Source organism: Microbispora sitophila (assembly GCF_014892245.1).
GTDB lineage: Bacteria > Actinomycetota > Actinomycetes > Streptosporangiales > Streptosporangiaceae > Microbispora > Microbispora siamensis.
Window position 1 is genome coordinate 279,704 of sequence record NZ_JADBGC010000007.1, and the last position, 20,581, is coordinate 300,284.

Annotated in this window: 20 protein-coding genes; 12 read left to right on the forward strand and 8 right to left on the reverse strand. The window is 70.7% G+C overall.

Translation table 11 applies throughout. The features are described 5' to 3' along the window. Window positions 1–6 precede the first annotated feature (6 nt). Window positions 7–255 carry a hypothetical protein gene (locus IL992_RS15370; protein WP_193204018.1) on the forward strand — a complete coding sequence of 83 codons (249 nt, stop codon included), beginning with the start codon at window positions 7–9 and terminating at the stop codon, window positions 253–255. Between the two features lie 876 nt (window positions 256–1,131). On the opposite strand, the gene IL992_RS15375 is transcribed toward IL992_RS15370, so the two are convergent. Further along, window positions 1,132–1,572: an ATP-binding protein gene (locus tag IL992_RS15375; protein WP_193204019.1), complete on the reverse strand. Its 441-nt coding sequence runs from the start codon at window positions 1,570–1,572 to the stop codon at window positions 1,132–1,134. Window positions 1,573–1,655: 83 nt separating this feature from the next. Further along, window positions 1,656–2,030 (reverse strand): STAS domain-containing protein, encoded by a 375-nt coding sequence (locus tag IL992_RS15380; RefSeq protein ID WP_193204020.1) that lies wholly within the window; start codon window positions 2,028–2,030, stop codon window positions 1,656–1,658. Between the two features lie 263 nt (window positions 2,031–2,293). Between IL992_RS15380 and IL992_RS15385 the strand changes: the two genes are divergently transcribed. Next, window positions 2,294–3,481: a carboxylate-amine ligase gene (locus IL992_RS15385; protein WP_193204021.1), complete on the forward strand. Its 1,188-nt coding sequence runs from the start codon at window positions 2,294–2,296 to the stop codon at window positions 3,479–3,481. Window positions 3,482–3,520: 39 nt separating this feature from the next. On the opposite strand, the gene IL992_RS15390 is transcribed toward IL992_RS15385, so the two are convergent. Beyond that, window positions 3,521–4,969 (reverse strand): aminotransferase class I/II-fold pyridoxal phosphate-dependent enzyme, encoded by a 1,449-nt coding sequence (locus IL992_RS15390; protein ID WP_193204022.1) that lies wholly within the window; start codon window positions 4,967–4,969, stop codon window positions 3,521–3,523. 154 nt (window positions 4,970–5,123) lie between these two features. Continuing rightward, window positions 5,124–5,522 (reverse strand): STAS domain-containing protein, encoded by a 399-nt coding sequence (locus IL992_RS15395; RefSeq protein WP_226872969.1) that lies wholly within the window; start codon window positions 5,520–5,522, stop codon window positions 5,124–5,126. A 529-nt stretch (window positions 5,523–6,051) separates the two neighbouring features. On the opposite strand from IL992_RS15395, the gene IL992_RS15400 reads away from it, so the two are divergent. Then, on the forward strand, window positions 6,052–6,384 hold the full coding sequence (locus IL992_RS15400; protein WP_193204023.1) for a hypothetical protein: 333 nt from the start codon (window positions 6,052–6,054) through the stop codon (window positions 6,382–6,384). A gap of 26 nt (window positions 6,385–6,410) precedes the next feature. Here IL992_RS15400 and IL992_RS15405 read toward each other — a convergent pair whose 3' ends face one another. From IL992_RS15405 to IL992_RS15420, 4 genes are all read right to left on the reverse strand, one after another. Beyond that, window positions 6,411–8,312, reverse strand: a complete 1,902-nt coding sequence (locus tag IL992_RS15405) for a beta-galactosidase (RefSeq protein WP_193204024.1) — start codon at window positions 8,310–8,312, stop codon at window positions 6,411–6,413. A 71-nt stretch (window positions 8,313–8,383) separates the two neighbouring features. After that, a complete protein-coding gene (locus IL992_RS15410) occupies window positions 8,384–9,295 on the reverse strand; it encodes a carbohydrate ABC transporter permease (protein ID WP_193204025.1) in 912 nt (303 codons plus the stop codon). After that, window positions 9,292–10,287, reverse strand: coding sequence for an ABC transporter permease (locus IL992_RS15415; RefSeq protein WP_404804753.1), 996 nt, complete (start codon window positions 10,285–10,287; stop codon window positions 9,292–9,294). Before IL992_RS15415 ends, IL992_RS15410 begins: the two co-directional genes overlap by 4 nt. Then, window positions 10,284–11,948: an extracellular solute-binding protein gene (locus IL992_RS15420; protein WP_193204026.1), complete on the reverse strand. Its 1,665-nt coding sequence runs from the start codon at window positions 11,946–11,948 to the stop codon at window positions 10,284–10,286. The genes IL992_RS15415 and IL992_RS15420 overlap by 4 nt, the downstream gene beginning before the upstream one ends. A 216-nt stretch (window positions 11,949–12,164) precedes the next feature. On the opposite strand from IL992_RS15420, the gene IL992_RS15425 reads away from it, so the two are divergent. The 9 genes from IL992_RS15425 to IL992_RS15465 all read left to right on the forward strand — a co-directional run bounded on the left by IL992_RS15425 (window position 12,165) and on the right by IL992_RS15465 (window position 20,579). After that, the gene (locus IL992_RS15425) at window positions 12,165–12,656 is read left to right on the forward strand and encodes an NUDIX hydrolase (RefSeq protein WP_319018558.1); all 492 of its coding nucleotides are present in this window, start codon (window positions 12,165–12,167) and stop codon (window positions 12,654–12,656) included. 320 nt (window positions 12,657–12,976) lie between these two features. After that, window positions 12,977–13,687 (forward strand): hypothetical protein, encoded by a 711-nt coding sequence (locus tag IL992_RS15430; RefSeq protein ID WP_226872970.1) that lies wholly within the window; start codon window positions 12,977–12,979, stop codon window positions 13,685–13,687. Continuing rightward, window positions 13,684–14,442 (forward strand): glycosyltransferase family 2 protein, encoded by a 759-nt coding sequence (locus tag IL992_RS15435; protein ID WP_193204027.1) that lies wholly within the window; start codon window positions 13,684–13,686, stop codon window positions 14,440–14,442. Before IL992_RS15430 ends, IL992_RS15435 begins: the two co-directional genes overlap by 4 nt. Further along, complete coding sequence (locus IL992_RS15440; RefSeq protein WP_193204028.1) at window positions 14,439–15,665, forward strand: 2-phospho-L-lactate transferase CofD family protein; 1,227 nt, start codon at window positions 14,439–14,441, stop codon at window positions 15,663–15,665. Before IL992_RS15435 ends, IL992_RS15440 begins: the two co-directional genes overlap by 4 nt. Next, the gene (locus IL992_RS15445; RefSeq protein ID WP_193204029.1) at window positions 15,662–16,324 is read left to right on the forward strand and encodes an HAD family hydrolase; all 663 of its coding nucleotides are present in this window, start codon (window positions 15,662–15,664) and stop codon (window positions 16,322–16,324) included. The genes IL992_RS15440 and IL992_RS15445 overlap by 4 nt, the downstream gene beginning before the upstream one ends. After that, window positions 16,314–17,069, forward strand: coding sequence for a nucleotidyltransferase family protein (locus IL992_RS15450; protein ID WP_319018559.1), 756 nt, complete (start codon window positions 16,314–16,316; stop codon window positions 17,067–17,069). The genes IL992_RS15445 and IL992_RS15450 overlap by 11 nt, the downstream gene beginning before the upstream one ends. Then, window positions 17,057–18,325, forward strand: a complete 1,269-nt coding sequence (locus IL992_RS15455; RefSeq protein ID WP_193204030.1) for a lipopolysaccharide biosynthesis protein — start codon at window positions 17,057–17,059, stop codon at window positions 18,323–18,325. The genes IL992_RS15450 and IL992_RS15455 overlap by 13 nt, the downstream gene beginning before the upstream one ends. Further along, complete coding sequence (locus IL992_RS48365; protein ID WP_193204031.1) at window positions 18,322–19,578, forward strand: glycosyltransferase family 4 protein; 1,257 nt, start codon at window positions 18,322–18,324, stop codon at window positions 19,576–19,578. Before IL992_RS15455 ends, IL992_RS48365 begins: the two co-directional genes overlap by 4 nt. Beyond that, a complete protein-coding gene (locus IL992_RS15465; protein WP_193204032.1) occupies window positions 19,575–20,579 on the forward strand; it encodes a glycosyltransferase family 2 protein in 1,005 nt (334 codons plus the stop codon). The genes IL992_RS48365 and IL992_RS15465 overlap by 4 nt, the downstream gene beginning before the upstream one ends. The last annotated feature ends 2 nt before the right edge of the window (window positions 20,580–20,581 follow it).

Here is a 20,581-nt window from a genome sequence, read left to right on the forward strand (position 1 = left end):
GACACGATGGCGCTGCTCGACCCCGACTGCGTACGGCGGCTGCTGGAGTCGGCCGACCCTGACGTCGCGCTGGTCTTCGTCCGGGGCGAGTGCCTCGTGCTGCCGCTCGACGAGATCGACGAGAGGCACCGCAAGCTCGTGGTGGTGCGCCGCGCGGACCTGCCCGAGGCCCAGGGCGACGAGCCGGTCACGGAGGAGCGGGTGGAGGCGCTCACGCGGTGCCTCGAGAACACTGTGCGCGACCTCGGCGCCTGAAACCGCCACTCGCCGTGATGCGTGACGAGGGCGTCACGTTCGGTAACATCGTCTCGGCATCCCCCATCCGTACGCGGTCCCGGACGTCGTGGAGACGTGGGCGCGGGCGGCCCGGATATGCCGCCCGATGCCGTCCTCTGAGACAAATGACGGCGTGTCGCGCGCTGACCCAAAATTCCGGAAAGCGCTGCGGACAAAACGGACAGGCAACTTCGCATCGAAGGACAAATCAGGATCAAAAGCTATCGCAAGCTGTGATCTGATCGTCACTCTTCGTACGGAACCTCGAATGCCGCTCGTATTCGTTGCGTGCACGGTGGGTCACCTGTGAACATCAGGGAAAGGTCCGGAATCCCTCCTACCGGGTCGGCGGCGCGACGGCGGCGGGGATTCCGCCCATGGCGCGCTTCGGCCCGGCCGGGAACGGATTCCTGATCGGGCCGATCGACAGTTCCGAGACAGCGATCTCGGACAGCGCATATGGGGAGGGGGCCCCGATGACTGCTATCAGGCCCCGCGGGAGCGGGGGACGCCGTCACGAAGGGCGGATTCACGACCCGGAGTTCGGCTCGTGGATCGGCGAGGTGGCAAGAGCGGTCCGGGACGTGGTCGACAGCACACCCCGGACCATCCGCCTCTGCGCCCTGATCGCGGTTGCCGCCGCGTCATGGGCATTCCTCAGGTAGCCGTCCAGCAGCCATGAGGAGGTGGTCGCGGACCCAGGTTAAGGCGGCCGGAGAGCCGTGACGGCCCGGTTTACGGGATCGGGACGATAACCAGGGCCAACCGGGGGCAAGCAGGGCGCAACCCGGGGGGACCTGGGCGCTGCCTGGGTCCGCGACGGGCCGCCGCCTGGCGACAGGGGCAGGCGCCCGCTCAGACCGGGTGGGCGCTGCGCCCCAGCGAGGCGGCGCCGCCGTCGTCCACGGTGCCGTCGTCGACGTGCATGGACAGCCGGATCGTCGACTGGCCGGGGACCTGATCGATGGTCACCGAGTCGCACAGCTCGCCCATCAGCCACAGGCCGAAGCCGCGGTCGCCGCGGCCGTTGGGCCGCTCGCTCGGCACGGCGCCGGGCCGCAGGACGCCGACGTGGTCGGCGACGTCGACGGCGAGCACGCCGCCGTCGCAGGAGATCGCCAGCGTGCCGGCTCCCCCTCCGTGTTCGAGCACGTTGATGGCGGCCTCGTTGGCGGCGATGACGAGGTCGTCCAGCCGAGGGCCGGTGAGGCCCGCCTGCACGGCGTACCGCTGGATGTTCTCGCGGAGCGCCGCGAGATCATCCGTTATCGGCCACTGCCGGCGGTGATCCACCACCTGTCCTCCTCGCCACTGTCTTCCTGGCTGGGTCTGCCGCCCGATGTCTCCGAGGCTACCGTCTCGTTACCCGTTCCCTGCCTTCACCTGGGGGTCGACCGCGCGCCGACCGCGTCGACGGCCTCCGCCAGGTCCGGTGCGACCGTGAAGGCGCTGATCAGTCCGGTGACTCTGAAGATCCTCGCCAGCCGGGCGTTCAGGGCCGCCAGCGTCACCGCGCCCTTGCGATCCTGCATCAGCTTCCGTACGGACAGCAGGGTCCGGATGCCGGTGGAGTCGCAGAAGTTCACGCCGCTCAGGTCGAGGATGAGCTCGCGGTGCTCCTCGCCGAGGGACGCCTCGACGTCCCGGCGCAGCCGCTCGGCGTTCGTGTAGTCCAGGGCGCCGTCCAGCGCGACGACCAGCACATGGTCGGCGACGGGGGCGGACACGGGGGTCAGTACGACGGCGGCGGTCACGGAGCACACCTCGGCGGACGCTGCGGGGACGGTCGGACGGTGGGGGGAACAGGGGGTGGGGCCTGGCCGGGGCCCGGCCAGGTTCGTCAGTCTAGAGCAGCGACGCCCCTCGACCGGGGCGTACGGTCTGGGGAAAGCCCCGGATGGACGGTCAAGCGGGACGGTCACGCTGGACGGTCAAGAAACGCCATATGGGGGTTTTCGCCCGATGGTCGGGGGGAATGGGGGATTGACCGACTGGACCCCTCCTGAAGAGACCGCTTATGCCAGACGTGACAAGGGAGGTCCAGTTCGACACCGTGCACGGACCCTCCCTCGTCGCGCAGGCAACCGTGAGTTCGGCGACGCTCACGCTCGGAGTCGAGGAGGAGTTCCTGCTCGCCGACCCGCGAACCGGACGGGTCGTCCCGGCGGCGCGGCAGATTCGCGAGCGGGCGGCCGGACCGGGGGCGGACAGGCTGGTGTTCGAACTGACGCAGTTCCAACTGGAGAGCAACAGCGCCGTGCACACCAGCCTGCGGGATCTGCACGGCGACCTGCTGGAGATGCGGCGCGCCGCCGCCGACGCCGCCGCGAGCGTGGGGCTCGCGCTCGTCGCGTGCGGCACCGCACTGGACGGCAACCCGGGAGTGCCGCCCCTGTCGTCGTGCCCCCGTTACCAGGCCATGCTCCGCGAGTTCGGGGCGATCATGGACGGTCAGGGCGTCTGCGGCTGCCACATCCACGTCGGCATCCCGGACCGTGAGGAATCGGTGCGAGTCAGCAACCACCTGCGGCCCTGGCTCCCGGTCCTGCAGGCGCTCGCGGCGAACTCGCCGATCGCGGACGGCCGGGACACCGGCTACGCGAGCTGGCGGGCGCTGATGATGGGCAGGTGGCCGAGCGCGGAGCCGCCGCCGTTCTTCCGCTCCGTCGAGCACTACGAGAGTCTCGTCGCCGGCATGCTGGCCGGGGGGACGATCCTCGACCGGAAGATGATCTACTGGCTGGTCCGCCCGTCCGACCACGTGCCGACGCTGGAGATCCGCGCGGCCGACGTGTGCCCGACGGCCGGGGAGACCGTGCTGCTGGCCGGACTGGTGCGGGGGCTGGCCGAGACGGCGCTGCGCGACGTGCGGGCCGGCGTGCCCGCCCCCGACGTCGAGGACACCCTGCTGCGGGCGGCCTACTGGCGGGCCGCCCGCGACGGTGTGGACGGCGAGGCGCTCGACCTGCTGAGCGGGGGCGGCGCGCGGATTCCCGCGTGGCGCCTGGTGGACCGCCTGCTCGATCACGTGCGGCCGGTGCTGGAGGAGAACGGCGACTGGGAGCCGCTGATCCTCCAGCTCGACCGCGTACGGCACAGCGGATCGGGGGCGGCGCGTCAGCGGGCGGCGTACGCGCGGCGCGGCCGGCTGCGTGACGTGGCCGAGCTGCTCATGGCGCAGACCGCCGTCTCCTGCTGGGCCTGACCGGGCTGGTCCTGATCCGGCGCTCCCGTCACGCTCCCGTCACTCGGCGACCACGCGCAGCGTCTTCAGGCTGGGGTCGCTGACGTCAGGGATGTTCATGCCGCCTTCGAGCCCGGTGGTCAGGTAGCTCAGGACCGGCTCGGTGACGCGCTCGCCCGGGCACAGGGCGGGCGCGCCCGGCGGGTACGGCGTGACCATCTCGGCCACGATCCGGCCCACCGCCTGGCCGGTGGGCACGATCTCGACCCGCCCGAAGAACGCGTCCCTGGGCAGCATGGCGACGTCCAGCTCCAGCTCGCCGGGCTCGGGCACGTCGATCGTCGCCGCGGGCGGCAGGTCGCGGGCCGACGACAGGGCGCGCAGCGCGCCGAGCAGCATGCCGACCGTCTCCTCGCTGTCGGCGACGGTGATCTCGGCGCTGATCCGGCGGTGGTCGCTCAGCGAAAGGTTGACGTGGCAGCGCTCGCGCACCCAGTCGGCCGCGTGGTAGCCGTCGACGCCGAGCCCCGACACGTCGACCACGATCTTCAGTGGGTCCATGTCGAAGGCGCGGGTGTTCTCCTTGCTCAGCACCCACAGGCCGTGCATCTTGTCGATCTCCCTGCGGACCGACTCCGCGAGCTCCAGCGCGCGGTCGAGCAGGTCCTTGCCGTGCTCCACCATCTGCCTTCGCCAGCCGTCGAGCGCCGCGTAGATCAGAGTCGAGGGGCTGGTCGTGCCGAGCAGGTCCTCGCGGGCCTTGAGCACCGCCGGGTCCACCCGGTTGCCCTGCAGGTGGAACACCGAACTCTGCTCCAGCCCGTTGCCCATCTTGTGGACGCTCGTCACGCACAGGTCGGCCCCGGCGTTCATGCCCCACGTGGGCAGGTCCTCGTGGAACGGCAGGTGGGCGCCCCAGGCCTCGTCCACGATGAACGTCCGGTCATACCTGCGGCACACCTCGTTGATGCCCTCCAGGTCGCCGCAGGTGCCGTAGTCCACCGGGCTGGCGACGATGATGCCCTTGGCGTCGGGGGCCGCCTCGAACGCCCCCTCCACCGCCTCGGGCGTGGGCGGATACGACATGTGCAGATCGCCGTCCCAGTCCCCGTGCACCCAGACGGGCTCGACGCCGCTCAGGATCAGTGCCGAGATGACCGACTTGTGGGCGTTGCGGGCGACCAGCAGCTTCTCCCCGGGACCGGCCACGGAGAGCATCGCGCTCTTGACCGACAGGGAGCTGCCACAGGTGGAGAAGAAGGCCTGCTCGGCGTTGACCGCCTCCGCCATGAGCTGCTGCGCCTCTTCGAGCACGCCGTTGCTCTGCAACCGGTCGTCCAGGCCATTCATGATCATTACGTCGTCCCTGAAAAGGTCCTCGCCCAGGACCTCCAGGACCCGCGGATCCACCCCTCGCCCCTGCTTGTGGCCAGGAGGCGTGAAGCTGATGTCTCCCCGTCGGCGATAGGCGGTGAGCGCCTCCAGCACGGGTGCGCGGGACTGATCCATGTCCGTGTTCCTCCCCTGAACGACGTGGGGCCGTTCCCCCTCGTCCGCGCGTACCCGGACCCGACCGGCACAAACGACCGCGGCGGGCGGTCAGAGGCCCCCACCCTCGATGAGAGGGCGGGGGCCGGAGGTCAAACGGTCAGACCACGAACATTCAGACCATGGACACGTGGTGTGAGGCTGTCACCACCATGGCGGCGACGGCCTCGACGGGCGTGCCGTCGATGATGAACGTGTCGCGCAGCCGGGTCGCCTCGAGGACGATCTTCAAGATGCCGTGAACTCCGGTGAGCCGCATCGAACCGGCGGCCTTCTCGATGTCGTCCCGGGCGTCCAGCAGCGCTTCCAGGCCGCAGGAGTCGCAGAACCGCAGACCGGACGCATCCACCACGATCTTGATGCGACCCTGGCGGACAAGATTCCTGATCGCCCTCCGGAGCGTGTCTCCGCTGGCGATGTCGAGTTCACCTCGCAGCGCGACCACGACGGCCGGCTGGTGATCGCTCACAGTAATCTCGAGCTGCTGCGTTGTCATATACGCGCCTTCATCCATATTTTTCGGGCGTACTGTCTTGAACGACGCTACCCGGCGGAGTGTCAGGTCCCGGTAATGCGCGACGGTCGATGGTATGCGAGTCCGTCCGGCAATCCCACCTGTACGCCAGAATGTGGCAAATAGGTAAAGAAGATGGGCTTAGCAGCGATCTTTGGTGATGTGTCCCGAACGTCCCGGGATCCCGGAAACCCCTGTCCGGCAGGGGCTCACGGCCTGCGGATGATCGCCGGAGGCGGGTGTCCGGGCGCGGCGACCGGTGCCGGCCGGCCCGTCTCGCGGAGGTGGAGACTGGAGCTCTTCAAACATACCAGCTAGCCAGACAAACGAGGCATATCCCGCCTTTCTCCAAAAATGCTTACTCTCCCCATTCCTTCTTTATGAACGTATGACCGACCATGCCGCGTCCATGGCTCAAACCTGACCGGTCCATCCGGAAGGTCACGGGATCGCCAGGGATCGGCGCTTGACCCGTCCGCACCCGGGTAGAGGGCCGGTTCCCGGAAGTACGTCGAACGGGAGGATCGGCATGGCGGACGAGATCACCGCGGGCAGGAACGCGGCGCGGGCACTGGCGGCCAGGACGCCCGGCTGGATGGTCTGGTACGGGGAGCGCACCGGAAGCTTCTGGGCCGTGCCCCGGGCCGGGACCGCGATCGTGCCACGCATCCTGGAGGCGCCGACGGCGGACGACCTGGAAAACGAGATCCGGCAGGCGGAGGGCCGCCCCGCGCGGGAACAGGCGCAGGAGAAGCCGCAGCCCGGACAGCCGGACAGGGCGCAGCAGCCGTCCACGGAGATCCCCCGCCACCGCCACCCGGCCCCCGAGGCCGAGGCGCCCCGGATCCCCGTACGGCACTGATCGCGGAGCTCGGTATTCATCGGTATCTATAGGGGCACGACCACGTAGCCCCCGAGGCCGAGCCTGCCGTCGACGGGCTTGCCGGTGATCAGGTCGATGCCGTCGAGCGGCACGGGCTGCTCGTCTTCCGTGTGGTTGACGGCGAAGACCCGGTCCCGCTGCCGTACGACCTCGACGCCGGGGATGCCGCTCCCGGCCAGGCCGGCGCGGGCGAGGACGCGGGCGTAGCCGGGGTCGTCGAGCCGCGTCGAGACATACCACGCCGTGCCGCCGCCGTGGTGGTGGCGGGTGACGGCGGGCTCGCCGCCGGGGTAGCGGGCCACCGCCTCGGCCCCGTGAAGGTGGACGACCTCGCTCCACACCGTCGCGCGGCCGAATTCCGGCAGCTCTATCGGGTCGGTGAGCGGGTGGAACTCCTCCACGCTGATGCCGAGGATCTCGCGCAGAGCCCCGGGGTAGCCGCCCAGCCTGATCCGGGTGTGCTCGTCGGCGATCCCGCTGAAGAACGACACGACGAGCGTGCCGCCGCCCTCCACGTACGCCCCGAGGTTCCGGGCGGCCTCGTCGGAGATCAGATAGAGGCTCGGCACGAGGACGGCCCGGTACGCCGACAGATCGTGCGACGGATGGGCGAAGCAGGCGGCGACGCCCTGCCGCCACAGCACCCGGTGGGCCTGCTCGACGGCCGCGAGGTAGTCGATCTCGGCGGACGGCAGGCCGGGCCCCTGGACGGCCCACCACGCCTCCTCGTCCCACAGGATCGCGACATCGGCCTCAACGACCGCTCCGTCGGGCGGGGCCGGGATCCGCTCCAGCGCCTCGCCCAGGGCGCAGACCTCACGGAAGACGCGGGAGTCCGGGCCGGTGTGCGGGAGCATGCCGGGATGCCACTGCTCGGCGCCGCCGCGGGAGGCCCGCCACTGGAAGAACATCGCGCCCTTCGAGCCCCGGGCGACGTGTTGGAGGCTGTGCCTGGCGATCTCGCCGGGCTCCTTGGGTGACGTGCGCGGACCCAGGACATACCCCGTGGCCTGCTCCATCAGCAGCCAGGGCCGCCCGCCCGCCCACGACCGGGCCAGGTCGGCGGCGAAGGCGGTCTGCTCGGCCGCCGCCATGCCCCGCCCCGCGGGATAGTCGTCGATAGCGACCAGGTCCACCTCACGCGACCACTTCCAGTGGTCGACGCAGGCCCAGCCGGCCAGCACGTAGTTGGTGGTGACGGGCACCTCGGGGGTCAGTTCGCGCAGCAGGCCGCGCTGCTCCCGGAAGTGGGCGAGCATCTCGTCGGAGACGAACCGGCGGAAGTCGAGCGCCTGCGCCGGGTTGGGGAGATACTGCGTCGCCCGGGGCGGGGTGATCTGCGCCCAGTCCGAGTAGTGCTGGCCCCAGAACGCGGTCGTCCAGGCCTCGTTGAGCGCGTCGAGGCCGCCGTACCGCTCCCGCAGCCAGGCCCGGAACGCCGCGGCGGCATGGTCGCAGTGGCAGGGCGTGCCGTACTCGTTGTGCACGTGCCACATGGCCAGCGCGGGGTGGTCGCGGTAGCGCTCGCCGAGGGCGCGGGCGATTCGCAGCGACGCCTCGCGGTACGCCGGGGCGCTCACGCAGTAGGTGTCGCGGCTGCCGTGCGTGAGCCGTACGCCGTCCCGGGTGACGGTGAGGGCGTCGGTGTGCGCCAGGGAGAACCACGGCGGGGGAGAGGCGGTCGGGACGGCCAGGTCCACCCGGATCCCGCCGTCGGCGAGCAGGTCGAGCACCCGGTCGAGCCAGCCGAAGGTGTAGCCGCCCTCGGACGGCTCCAGCCGCGACCAGGAGAAGACACCGACGGTGACGAGGTTGACTCCGGCCCGGCGCATGAGCGCGACGTCCTCGGCCCAGACCTCCTCGGGCCACTGCTCCGGGTTGTAGTCCCCGCCGTACCAGAGCGGCATACACGTGCCCTTCTTTTGGCGACGCCCCGCCGGTGGGAGGTGCGGCGGGGCGTCGGTCTGGGGGAAGGGCCTCAGCCCTTGACGGCGCCGATGATGACGCCCTTGGTGAAGTGACGCTGCACGAACGGGTAGATGACCAGGGCGGGCAGCACGGCGATGGCGACGATGGCCATCTTGATCGCCAGGGTCGGCGGCGCGACGTGGCCGAAGCCGCTCACGCCCACGGTGGCGGTGGGCAGGGGGTTGGAGTCCACGACGTACTGCCGCAGGATCAGCGCGAGCGGCCACTTGCGGGTGTCGTCGATGAACAGCGTGGCGTTGAACCAGGCGTTCCAGTAGCCGACCGCGTAGAACAGGCCGATGACCGCCGTGACCGCCTTCGACAGAGGGAGCACGATCCGCCACAGGATGCGGAACTCCCCGGCGCCGTCGATGCGTGCGCTGTCGAGCAGTTCGCGCGGGATGTTCATGAAGAACGCGCGCAGCACGACGACGTTGAACGCCGACACGGCCGACGGCAGGATCAGCGACCAGTACGTGTCCTTCAGCCCGAGCGAGGCCACCATCAGGTAGGTCGGGATCAGACCGGGGAAGAACACGAACATCAGCAGCACGCAGAACAGGATCGGCCGGTGGAACAGCGTCCCCGGCCGCGACAGCGCGTACGCCCCGAGGACGCTCACGCCGAGGCTGACCGCGGTGCCCGCGACGGTGACGCCGGTGCTCACCAGCACGGCGCGGCTGACCACGCTGTCGGAGAAGATCTGGCGGTACGCGTCGAACGTGATGCCGTCCGGCACCAGCACCAGGCCGCCGACCCGGTTCACCGTCTCGGCCGACGACAGGCTGGTCAGCACGATCGTGTAGAGCGGCAGCAGCACGGCGAGCACGATGATCGCCAGCGCGCCGCCCTTGCCGACGCGCCCGGCGAACGATCCCGGCTCCTCCCAGGGCGCGAGCCCGGACACCTTCGACTTGCTCATGATCGCGAATACACCCCCCGCTCGCCCAGGGCGTGCGCCACCCGGTTGGCCACCAGGATGAGCGCGAGCCCGACCAGGCCCTTGAACAGGCCGGCCGCCGCGCCGTACCCGAAGTCGCCGGTGCGCAGGCCGGACCAGTAGACGAAGGTGTCGAAGACCTCCGACACCTTGCTGCCGACCGCGCCGCGCTGCAGCATGAACTGCTCGAAACCGACGTTGAGCGCGTCGCCGAGCCGCAGGATCAGCAGCAGCACGATGACCGGCCGCAGCCCGGGCAGCGTGATGTGCCACATCCGGCGCCACCGGCGGGCCCCGTCGACGGCCGCGGCCTCGTACAGGTTGGGGTCGATCGTGCTGAGCGCGGCGAGGAACACGATCGTGCCCCAGCCGGCGTCCTTCCAGACCGTTTCGGCGGTGACCAGCAGGATGAACGTGTCGGAGTTCGTCATCCAGTCGATGCCCGAGTGCCCGTGGTCGCGCAGGATCTGCGCGATGAGGCCGGCGCCGCCGAACATCTGCTGGAAGATCGCGACCACCAGCACCCACGAGAAGAAGTGGGGCAGGTAGACGACGCCCTGGATGAAGGCACGCAGCCGCCCGGAGACCACGCTGTTGAGCAGCAGCGCGAGCGCGATCGGCACCGGGAAGTAGAAGACGAGCTGGAACGCGGTGATGCCCAGTGTGTTCACCACCGCCCGGATGAACTGCGGGTCGCCGAACAGCTGGGCGAAGTTGGTGAAACCGATGATCGGGCTGCCCAGGATGCCGCCGGTGAACGGGTTGTAGTCCTGGAAGGCGATGACGTTTCCCAGCGCAGGGATCCACCAGAAGGCGGTGACCAGCACCAGCATCGGCGTGGCCATGACCAGCAGCGGCCAGTCCCGGCGCAGCCGCGTGGCGAAGGTGTCCTGCCGCCGGCCGACGGCCGGTCCGGCCTGGGTCGCCCCGGGCCGGACCTCCGTCACGCTCCTCGTGTCCGCGTCGGCACTCACAGCCGCCCGTTCTCCCTGGCGACCTTCATGTAGAACTCGCGGGCCTCGTTGCCGCCCTGCTCCTGCCAGTCCTTGAGGATCGTGGCCCACTCCGAGACCGGCCGCTTGCCGCGGAAGATCTCGTTCATCTTGTCCTCGGTCGGCTTGACCAGAGCGGCCATCTTGGACGGCACCTCGACCCGGATGCCGACGAACGGGTCGTTCTCCAGGTATTGCGAGGCCGTCTTCTCCCAGCCGTGGTACGCCTCGACGTAGCCGGGATACTGGTTCTCGGTGATCGCGCCGGGCCGTCCGGACAGGAACAGGTACGTCGGGGCGACCTCCTTGCGGCCGAGCGCGGTCTGCTGGACCTGCCCGTCCTTGACCGTGAAGTGCTTGCCCTCGACGCCGTTGTTCACCAGGTCGTACTCCTGCGTGCCGTACGGCGCGGAGCACCAGTTGGCGATGCCGAGCAGCTCGCGGGTGCGGGCGTCGCCGAGGCCCTTCTTGATGAAGCAGAACATGCCGGCGGGCTCGTTGCGCCACACGATGACCTTGCCGCCCGGATGGGCCGGGTACGGATCCGCCGCCCGCACGTTGAACTTCGGGTTGCTGGGCAGGAACCGGCCGAACAGCTCGTGGATCGCGCCGATCCCGTCCTTGTACATGACGAGCTGCCCGCTGCCGAAGGGCTCCTTGTGGTCGGCGAACTGGTTGGCCACGACGTCCGGGTGGACGTATCCCGCTTCGAACAGCTTCGTTATGAGCTCGATGGACTGCTGCCATTCCGGTGTCTCGTACTTGTAGATCAGCGTGCCGTCGGGCTGCTTGCGCCACTCGCGCGGGGCGCCGAACGCCCGCTGGACCTCCTGGTCCATGCCGCCGAAGGCCCAGCGCTTCTTCTTCGGGTCGGTCAGCTCCTTGCCCAGCGTGAGCAGGTCGTCGGCGCTCTTGGGATGGGACAGGCCGAACTCGTCGAGGATGTCCTGGCGGACGATCGTGGCGAACGGGTAGGGCACGTTCTGCCACGGGATGCCCTGGAGCACGCCGCCGAACACGCCGTACTCCCAGGCGGCGGTGTCGTAGTTGGCCAGCAGCGGGAACTCCTTGGCCTTGTCGCCCGCGAGGTAGGGCGACAGGTCGGCGAAGAGCTTGTTGGCCGCCTCGGTGAAGTGGGCGATGGTGATCAGGTTCCAGCCCGGAATCTGGATCATGTCGGGCACGTCGCCACTGGCGAGGATCGTGTTCAGCTTGTCCACGTACGTGTTGCCGTCGGAGATGTTGAACCGGACGACCCCGCCGAGCCGCTCGTTGACGGCGTCGTAGTAGGAGTTCTCGCCGAGGCCGGGAGGGACGGTGCCCCACAGCGGGGTCATCACCTTCACCTCCGTGCCGCTGGTGATCGGCTTGGCGGTGACGGCCTGGACCATCGTGCCCGGCCTGGTCAGGAAGCCGGGTTCGACGAATTCGCTGCCCGGCAGGTCGGGCGACAGGCCGGCCACCTGAAACGGCACGCGGGTGGGTACGAGGCCCTTGAGCTTGTCGGCGGCGACGGCGGTGCCCTTGGACAGTTCCTTCTTGGCCGCGCAGCCGGTGAGGCCGGCGGCGGCGAGCGCGCCTGCCCCGACGATCCCGAGGAATCCGCGGCGGCTGGTCAGGGGGCCGCCGGGAGGTTGACTCATTGGTGCGATCCTTCCGGAAACGAGTGCATTTAGTTCGTCAATTGACCAAACAAATTAACCCGTGAGCGCGGCGGCGACAAGATTCCATGAAACGTTCAGGCGGTCGCGAGATCACTCGTACGGCCGATCCGCCGACCACGCTGCGAACCATCGGGCCGGCCGCCTTCGCCTCCTATAAGCTCCTGAGGCGACGTCTTCCGGACGTGAGGTGTGGCCGTGACCGACGCGATGGCGGTGGACGAGGCGGGCAACGAGCTGACCGCGTTCCACCAGGTGGCGGAGCAGGCGATGTTCCCCGACGCCCCGACGCCGCTCGCGCTGGTCGCGGTCTGGCACCGGTACGCGCACCTGGACCGGCTGCTCCTCGTCTTCAACCGCTTCCGTGACTGCTGGGAACTGCCGGGCGGCCTGATCGATCCCGGGGAGACGCCCCGCCGGGCGGCCGTACGGGAACTGCGCGAGGAGTCCGGGCTGTCAACGGAAGACCTCACCTTCGCCGGGTACGCCCGGTTCGTGCTGGGGGCCGAGCGGCGGGTGGAGTACGCCGCCGTGTACGCCCTCCGCGTCCCCGGACCGCACGGCGGGTTCGTGCCCAACGCCGAGATCGCCGCGATCGGCTGGTGGGACGGCACGACCCCGCTGCCGGGCCGGGTGCAGAACCTCGACCTCCCCCTGGGCCGGCTGGCTCGGGAAACGATTTCTGACTGAAGCCGGGCGGAATAGGACCGGTCCAAAATTGACATGAGCCCGTAAACGCGATTGACATTGTCCGTAATGCAATGAATCGGCGGCGATAGCGTGGAATTCAACTACCTGCCAGTATAATTTTTTCGTCCCACGCCACCTCTCATCAGGGCGTATGCCGTAAATGGCGGTATCTGATGCCCAATATTTGATATTGCGGACGCATTTCCGAATGGGAGTGACATAATGCGTGGGAGCGCTCCCGCGCCTCCGGCTGCATTCTCCGCAGCGCCATCCGGCACGCCTGCCCGAAGGGCACGTTGGAAGGAAGGTGCCGCGTCTTCATGACGGCATTCGGCAAAAGTCCTCCGTCCCGGCCGCATCTCGACGGAAATGTTCCGGCGGACGTCGTCCGCGCCGGTTCCCGCCCCTGGGCGCCCCATCTGTGGTGGATGGCCCTGGCCGTCGGGGCGCTCGGCTTCGTCTTCGTGTGGCTCGCCACGCCGCACGCCAGGGAGATCGGCTCGCCCTGGGAACTGGTGGCCAAGCTGGTCGCGTTCGCCTGCCTGTGCGTGGCGATCGCGGTCTTCCCCTGGGTGTCGCCGCGGCTGAACTGGCTGCTCTACGTCCCGTTCGTCTTCTTCACCGGTTATCTCATCCCGCGGATCAGCTGGTTCTACTATGGCGACGGCGCGCGGGCCCAGGGCGACAGCTTCTACACGCACCTCTATCTGCTGCTCTATCCGGGCATCGTGCTCACAGTCGCGGCCGCCTACCGCATCGGCGGGGGCACCCCGGGCCGCTGCCTGAAGATCATGATGAGTGGGGTCCTCATCGTGTTCTCCGGCTTCCTCGACCTCATGTGGTTCGTCGTCAACCCGGTCGAGATCCCCGAGGTCATCGACGCGCCGCACATCAACCTGTTCACCGGGGGGCCGATCTCGTTCGGCGCGACGATCGTGTTCGCGCTCGCGCACGTCCCGATCATCGCCGGGGTCAACCTGCTTCCCCTCGACCGCTGGATCGGCCGCCTGCTGGGGGCGGGTGACCCGTGAGCGTCGCCGTGAACATCTCCGTGGCCGCGCCCGCGTACAACGAGGCGGACACCATCGCGGCGGTGGTGGGCGAATGGCAGGACTACCTGGAGAACACCCCGGCCGTGGGTGACTGGGAGATCGTCGTCTGCGACGACGGGAGCGCTGATGCGACCGGCGAGATCCTGGCCGGCCTGCGCGCCCGGTGCCCGCGGCTCGTGGTCGTCACCTTCGAACGCAACCGCGGCGCGGGCGCGGCCATCGCCGCCGCGATCGCCCATACCCGGCTCGACTGGGTGGTGCTGCTCGATTCGGACGGCCAGTTCCCGATCGCCAACCTCGACCGCGTCCTGCCACGCGTCCAGGCGGGGGAGGCCCTGGCGTTCTCCGGCGCCCGGATCAGGAAGGCCGACGGCGTGGCGTACCGGTGGGGGTCGGCGGCCAGTGGCGCGGTCAGCAACCTGCTCCACCGCACGCGCTACCGCGACTTCAACTCGATCTTCAAGGTGGTGCACGGTCCGCTCTTCCGGTCGTTGCCGCTGGAGTCGGGCGGGATGAACTGCTCGACCGAGATCACCGCGCGGGTCGCCGAGATGGGCCACGCGTGGGTGGAGGTCCCGATCGAGCACCGGGAGCGCGGCGGCGGCAGGCGCGGCTGGCGCTACTGGCGCGGCGCCCGCGACCGGGCCCTGTTCGTCGCCTATCTCGGCTACCGCCACTGGCTGCTGCGGCGGGGCGTCCTGCGCCGGCCGGCCGCTCGTGAGGAGATCCGATGAACGTCGCGGTGACGATGTTCAGCGGCGGGCGCGGGGCGGCCGGCATCGCGAGGGGCATGCTGGGCACCCCGGGCGTCGCCCTGTCGCTGGTCGTCAACGGCTACGACAACGGCCTGTCCACCGGCGCGCTGCGGCGCTATCTGCCCGGGATGCTCGGGCCGTCGGACTTCCGCAAGAACCTTCTGCTCCACCTCGACCCCGCCGATCCGGCGCGGGCCGCGCTGGTGACCGTACTCGAACACCGTCTGCCGGGTGGGACGACGCCCGCCGGGCTCGCCGCCGTCGTCGAAGCGATCGCCACGCGGTGCGGCACGTTCGCCGCGCTGCCGGAGGCGGCCCGCGAGGTCGTCACGGCGGACCTGCGCGTGTTCGCCCGGCGGCTCGCCGCGTACCCGCACGGGCTCGACCTCGCCGACTGCGCGCTCGGCAACCTCGTGTTCGCCGGGGCCTACCTGCGGCTCGGCCGGGACTTCAACGCCGCCGTCGATGCCTGCGCCCGCACGTTCGGCTCGCCCGTACGGCTGCTCAACGTGACCAACGGGGAGAACGCCTTCCTGACCGCGCTCAGGCGGGACGGCAGCCTGCTGGCCGACGAGGCCGACATCGTCGCGCCGCAGGGCCCCGGAGTGATCACCGACCTGTTCCTGCTGCGTGAGCCGCTCGGCGCGCGGCGGCGGGCCGAACTGGAGGCGCTGCCGCCCGCGTGGACCAGGGAGGTCCTGGGCCGCGAGCGCGCCGAGGTGACGCCGAACCCGCGGACGCTGGAGGCGATCCGCGACGCCGACCTCATCGTCTACGGCCCCGGCACCCCGCACTCCTCGCTCCTGCCCAGCTATCTCACGCCCGGCGTGGCGGACGCGATCGCGCGGAGCCGGGCGGCGGCCAAGGTGTTCGTCGTCAACATCCGGGGCGACCACGACATCCGGGGGCTGAGCGCGCCCGACCTGGTGGACCGCACGCTGGCCTACCTCGGCGACCCCCGCAACGCGCGGCGGCTGGTGACCCACGTGCTGAGCCATCGGCCCGCACGTGCAGGTTCGGTGTCCGCGCCGGACGCCCCGGCGGTGCCGTACGGCGTGCTCGACCGGGGCGAGTGGGCGGGGGCCCGGTGGATCACCGCCGACCTGGAACGCCCTGGCTGCCTTGGCGTGCACCACCCGGAGCGCACGGCCGAGGCCCTGCTCGCCATCAGGGACGAGGCGGCCTTGGTGCGGGCTCGATGACGGCGCTTCTGGCGGAGGCGTGTGCCCGCCGCGTCTGGCTCTTCGACCTCGACGGCACGCTCGTGGACTCCTGCCCGGCCCACGAGGCGGCCTTCCGGCAGGCCATCGCCGAGGTCGCGCCCGATCGGCTCGCGTCCTTCCGCTACGCCGACCACGCGGGCGCGAGCACCCACGAGGTGGCGGTGCGCCTGCTGGGCGACACCGGGGAGGCGGACCGGCTGGCCCGGCTGAAGCAGCGGCTGTATCGCGAGCGGGCCGGTGCGGTGGCCGTGTTCCCCGGCGCGCGGCGGCTGCTCGGCCGTCTGGTCGCCGGGGGGCGCGACGCCTACCTCGTCACCAGCGGCAGCCGGGCGTCGGTCGCGCGGGTGCTGGCGGTCTGCTCCCTGGGCGCGTACTTCCGGGGCGTGCTCACCAGCGACGACGTCCCGGCGAGCAAGCCCGACCCGGCCTTCTACGTGTACGCGTGCGAGCACTGGGGGCTCGACCCCGGCGCGGCCGTGGTGCTGGAGGACTCCGCGCACGGAGTGGCGTCGGCGGTCGGCGCGGGCCTGGCGACCCTGCACGTCCACGCCGACGTGCCCGCTCCCGGGGCGGTGGCCGTACGCGACCTGGAACAGATCGTGTCTCTCCTGTTCACGGAGGTGGGCGGTGCCGGCTGAACGGTTGTGCGCGGTGATCCCGGCGGCCGGGCGGGGAACCCGCCTGGGCCTGGGCATCCCCAAGATCATGGTGGAGATCGCCGACGGCGTCACCGTGTGGCACGTGCTCCACCAGCGGCTGCGGCCGTACGTCGAGCACGTCCACGTCGTGATGTCCCCGGAGGGAGAGGGGCCCTTCCGCGCGCTGGCGGCGGAACGGATCGCGGGCGGCGAGGTCTCGGTGAGCGTGCAGGACGAGCCGACCGGCATGGGCGGCGCGATCTTCGGCGCCGCGCCGCACTGGGAGACCTACGACACGATCCTCGTGGTCTGGGGCGACCAGGCGGGCCTGTCCCCGGTGACGGTCGATCGCGTCGTCCGGGCGCACCAGAAGGGCCTCACGCTCCCGCTGGTGCCGATGCCCGACCCGTACGTGGAGTACGAACTGGACGACGACGGGACGCTGGTGCGGGTGCGCCAGTCGCGGGAGGGCGACGAGTGCCGTCCCGGCGGGCTCAGCGACGTGGGCGTCTTCTGCCTGAGCACCGAAGGGCTGCGTGAGGAGTGGACGCGCTACCTGGACGAGGCGGCTCTGGGCGCCCGCACCGGAGAGGTGAACTTCCTGCCGTTCCTGCCCAGTCTGTCGGCTGAGCGGAACTGGCGGGTGACGGTGGTGCCGGTGACCGACCCCGACGAGGCGCGCGGCGTCAACACGGCCGACGACCTCGAGTTCGCCCGGCGGGCGCACCTGCGGTGGGCGCGCTGACGGACCGGGCGGCCGGGCTCCTGGCCGCCCACCGCTGGGCCGCGGGGCCCACGCTGGTGAGCACCGTGGCCAGCGGCACGGCCGCCGCGACCACGCTCGTCATCGCCAGGGGCACCGGCGCCGCCGCGTTCGGCCACTTCACCGTCGTCCTGTCGATCGCGCTGATCGTCACCGTCGGCATGCTGACGAGCCTCAACTACGTCATGTTCCAGGAGTTGCCGCGGGCCGAGCCGGGTGCGCGGCCCGCCCTGGTGACGACGGCGCTGCTGGCCACGCTCGTGCTGGGCGCGGCGGTGTTCGCCGCCGGTCTGACGGCGGCTCCGCTGCTGACCGCCGCGCTCGGTGTGGACACCCGCACGCTCGCCTTCGCGCTGACGCTGGCGCTGTCGATGACGCTCAACCAGCTCACCGAGAGCTTCCTGCGCGGGCTGAAGAGGTTCCGCCTCGTCGCGGGGCTGAAGCTCGCCGTGGCCGTCGTCTACCTGGGCGCCGCCGCGTGCTGCCTGCTGGTCTTCGGCGTGCGCGACGCCGAGCCCTACCTGGTCGCGCTGATCGGCACCAACCTGGCCTTCGCCCTGGTCTCCGTCGCCGGGTTCGAGGTCGTGCCCCGGTCCTGGTCGTGGACGCTGGCCCGCTCGCTGTACCGGCACGGCGCGTACGTCACCGCGATCGCCGCACTCACGGCGGTGGTGTTCGGGGTGGACGTCATCTTCCTCAACCACTGGGCGCCCCGGGCCGACGTCGGCGTCTACTCCGTCTACAACGGCTTCCCCAAACGGCTGCTCGGCGTGGTGTTCACCGACGGCGTCGGCCTGGTGCTGCTGCCCACGCTGGCGACGTCGGACAAGCCCGCCGTGATGCGGCGGATCGCCAGGCTCGCCCCGGTGGTGTTCGCGGCGACCGTTGTGTTCGCGTTCGCGGCGAGCACGGTGTTCTTCCTGCTCATGGGGGGCGAGTATCCGTACTCGCTCGGCCTGATGGCGCTGTCGGCGCTGGGGATCGGCGCGCACACGGTCTTCAACCTCCAGCAAGTCGCCCTGACCATGGACGGAGTGCGGGGGGCGAAGGTGCTCATCGGCTGCCTGCTGGCCGGGACGCCGCTCGCGCTCGCCTGCCAGGCGGCGCTCATCGCCTGGCAGGGGCTGACCGGCGGGCTGGTGGCCTTCGCCCTGAGCAATCTCGTCCTCGTGGCCGTCGTGACGGCCGTCTCCGCCCGGCTCTACCGGCCGGCCGGCCCATTGGAGGTGCGCGGGTGAGGATCGCCCACGTCATCAACCAGTTCCCGCCCAACATCACGGCCGGGCTCGGCCGGTATGCCGAGCTGATCGCGCCGCATCTGGCACGCGACCACGAGATGGCGGTCTTCACGCTGAACGACGGCCGCCTGCCGGTGTGGGAGCGTTCGAAGGGCGTGACCGTCCACCGGCCGCGCGGGCGCCTCCTCGGCGCCGTCGCCCGCCGCAGGCGGCTCAACCGCACGCGCGGCGTGGAGTTCCTCCTGCTCGCGCTGACCGTCGTGGTGAGCAACTGGCGTTACTTCCTGCTCCTGCGGCGGCTGCGTCCCGGCCGGCGGCCCGACCTCGTCGCCGTGCACGACTCGACGAACTTCCTGTGCGGCCTGCTGTGCCACTACGTGCTGCGGCTCCCGGTGGTGTTCCACGTCCACACCACCGAGTACGGCGTCGCCCCCCAGCGCAGCATCACCGACCCGCTCAACCTGTTCGCCGCGCTGGAGCGGTGGCTGGCGCGGATCTCCCGGCGGGTCGTGGTCGCCACGCCGGAGGTGCGCGAGCAACTGCTGGAGGCGGGCTGGGACCGCCCGCCGATCGACGTCGTCCGCCTCGGCGGCACATACGAGCGGGTGGTCGCCGACCCCGCGTTCGACCGCGACAAGCTGCGCCTCGGCGCGGCGGACCTGCGCGCCCGGCTCGGCATCGCCGAGGAGGACCCGGTGCTGCTGTTCGTCGGCCGTCTCGAACGGCAGAAGGGGATCTACCCGCTGCTCGATGCCATGCGCGACATCGCGCCCGCCGTGCCGGGGTTGCGTCTGGTCCTCGTGGGGGAGGGCGACGAGGCGGGCGTCGCGCGGATCGTCGCCGAGACGGGGCTCGACGGCAGGGTGCTGACCTCCGGCGGTTTCGTGGACGGGCAGGCGCTGCTGGAGTACTACGCGATGGCCGACGCCTGCGTCTTCCCTTCGCTCTTCGAGCCGTTCGGGCTGGTGGCGACCGAGGCGATGGCCCTGGCCCGGCCGGTCGTCCTGGGTGACGGCTTCTCCCGGATCTTCCTCGGCGACCCCGCGCGGCCCGCCGTACGGTTCGTGCGGGCGGCCGATCCCCGCGACATCGCCGACGGGGTGATCGAGGTCATGACCGATCCCGGGCTGCGCCGCGCCCTGGCCGAGCGGGGCGAGCGGCTGGTGCGGGAGACGCTGAGCTGGAGCCGCGCCGCCGAGGAGACGCTCGGCGTCTACGCGCGGGTGCTCTCTGCGGAGGGGACGAGGCGATGATCTCGCTGGTCGTGCCGTGTTACAACGCGGCCAGGACGCTGCGGCTGTGCCTGGAGTCGGTGCTGGCGCAGACCCGCGTGCCCGGCGAGGTCGTCGTGGTCGACGACGCGAGCACCGACGGCTCGGCGCAGATCGCCGAGGAGCTGGGCTGCCGGGTCGTGCGCCTGTCGGAGAACCGGGGTGTGTCCGCGGCCAGGAACGCCGGGATCGACGCCACCACGGGCGACGTGATCTTCTTCCTCGACTCCGACGTGGCGTTGCGGCCCGACGCCGTCGCGAACGCGATGGAGATCCTGGAGCACGATCCCGAGGTCGGCTGCGTCCACGGGGTCTACGACACCGTGCCGCTCATCGACGACGGGCCGGTCGAGTGGTATCGCATCCTCCACGCGGTGCACTGGCGCCGCCGCCACCTGGGGGAGGTCAACAGCGTCGTGTTCGCCCTCGCCGCCGTCCGCCGCGACGTGCTGCTCGCCGTGGGCAGGCTCGACGAGCGGCTGCGCGACTGCGAGGACGTCGAATACAGCAGCAGGCTCGCCGTACGCAGCCGGATCGTGCTGACCGACACGGTCGTGGGCCGTCACGACGACGGCAGCCGCCTGCTGCCGATCCTGAGCGAGCAGTGGCGGCGGGCCCTGCCGCTGATCCCGCTCGCGCTGACCACCACCCGGCGCGGCGCGGCCAAGCCGGAGCACGCCAACAGCCCGGCGGGCATCCTGTCCTGCGGGCTCGCCCTGGCCGGGCTGGGGCTGGTGCTGCTGAGCCTGCCGTTCGGGCTGTTCCACCCCCTTCTGCTCGCCGTCCCCGCCGTGTTTGTGGCCGGGTTCGTCCTCGCCGATCCCGAGCTGGTCGGGTTCGTCCGCCGGCAGCGGGGGCCGGTCTTCGCCGCCTACTTCATGGCCGTCCACCTGGTCGTCCACGTGGTGCTCGTCACCGGTCTGGCGGTCGGCTCGCTGCGCCTGCTGACCGGCCCGCGGGACAGCCGGGCCGAGGCCGCGTGAGA

Coding starts and splice junctions, on each gene's coding strand:
- IL992_RS15370 (WP_193204018.1), top strand. CDS start 7: ATGGCGCTGCTCGACCCCGACTGCGTACGGCGGCTGCTGGAGTCGGCC.
- IL992_RS15385 (WP_193204021.1), top strand. CDS start 2,294: ATGCCAGACGTGACAAGGGAGGTCCAGTTCGACACCGTGCACGGACCC.
- IL992_RS15390 (WP_193204022.1), bottom strand. CDS start 4,969: ATGGATCAGTCCCGCGCACCCGTGCTGGAGGCGCTCACCGCCTATCGC.
- IL992_RS15395 (WP_226872969.1), bottom strand. CDS start 5,522: ATGGATGAAGGCGCGTATATGACAACGCAGCAGCTCGAGATTACTGTG.
- IL992_RS15400 (WP_193204023.1), top strand. CDS start 6,052: ATGGCGGACGAGATCACCGCGGGCAGGAACGCGGCGCGGGCACTGGCG.
- IL992_RS15405 (WP_193204024.1), bottom strand. CDS start 8,312: ATGCCGCTCTGGTACGGCGGGGACTACAACCCGGAGCAGTGGCCCGAG.
- IL992_RS15410 (WP_193204025.1), bottom strand. CDS start 9,295: ATGAGCAAGTCGAAGGTGTCCGGGCTCGCGCCCTGGGAGGAGCCGGGA.
- IL992_RS15420 (WP_193204026.1), bottom strand. CDS start 11,948: ATGAGTCAACCTCCCGGCGGCCCCCTGACCAGCCGCCGCGGATTCCTC.
- IL992_RS15430 (WP_226872970.1), top strand. CDS start 12,977: ATGACGGCATTCGGCAAAAGTCCTCCGTCCCGGCCGCATCTCGACGGA.
- IL992_RS15440 (WP_193204028.1), top strand. CDS start 14,439: ATGAACGTCGCGGTGACGATGTTCAGCGGCGGGCGCGGGGCGGCCGGC.
- IL992_RS15445 (WP_193204029.1), top strand. CDS start 15,662: ATGACGGCGCTTCTGGCGGAGGCGTGTGCCCGCCGCGTCTGGCTCTTC.
- IL992_RS15465 (WP_193204032.1), top strand. CDS start 19,575: ATGATCTCGCTGGTCGTGCCGTGTTACAACGCGGCCAGGACGCTGCGG.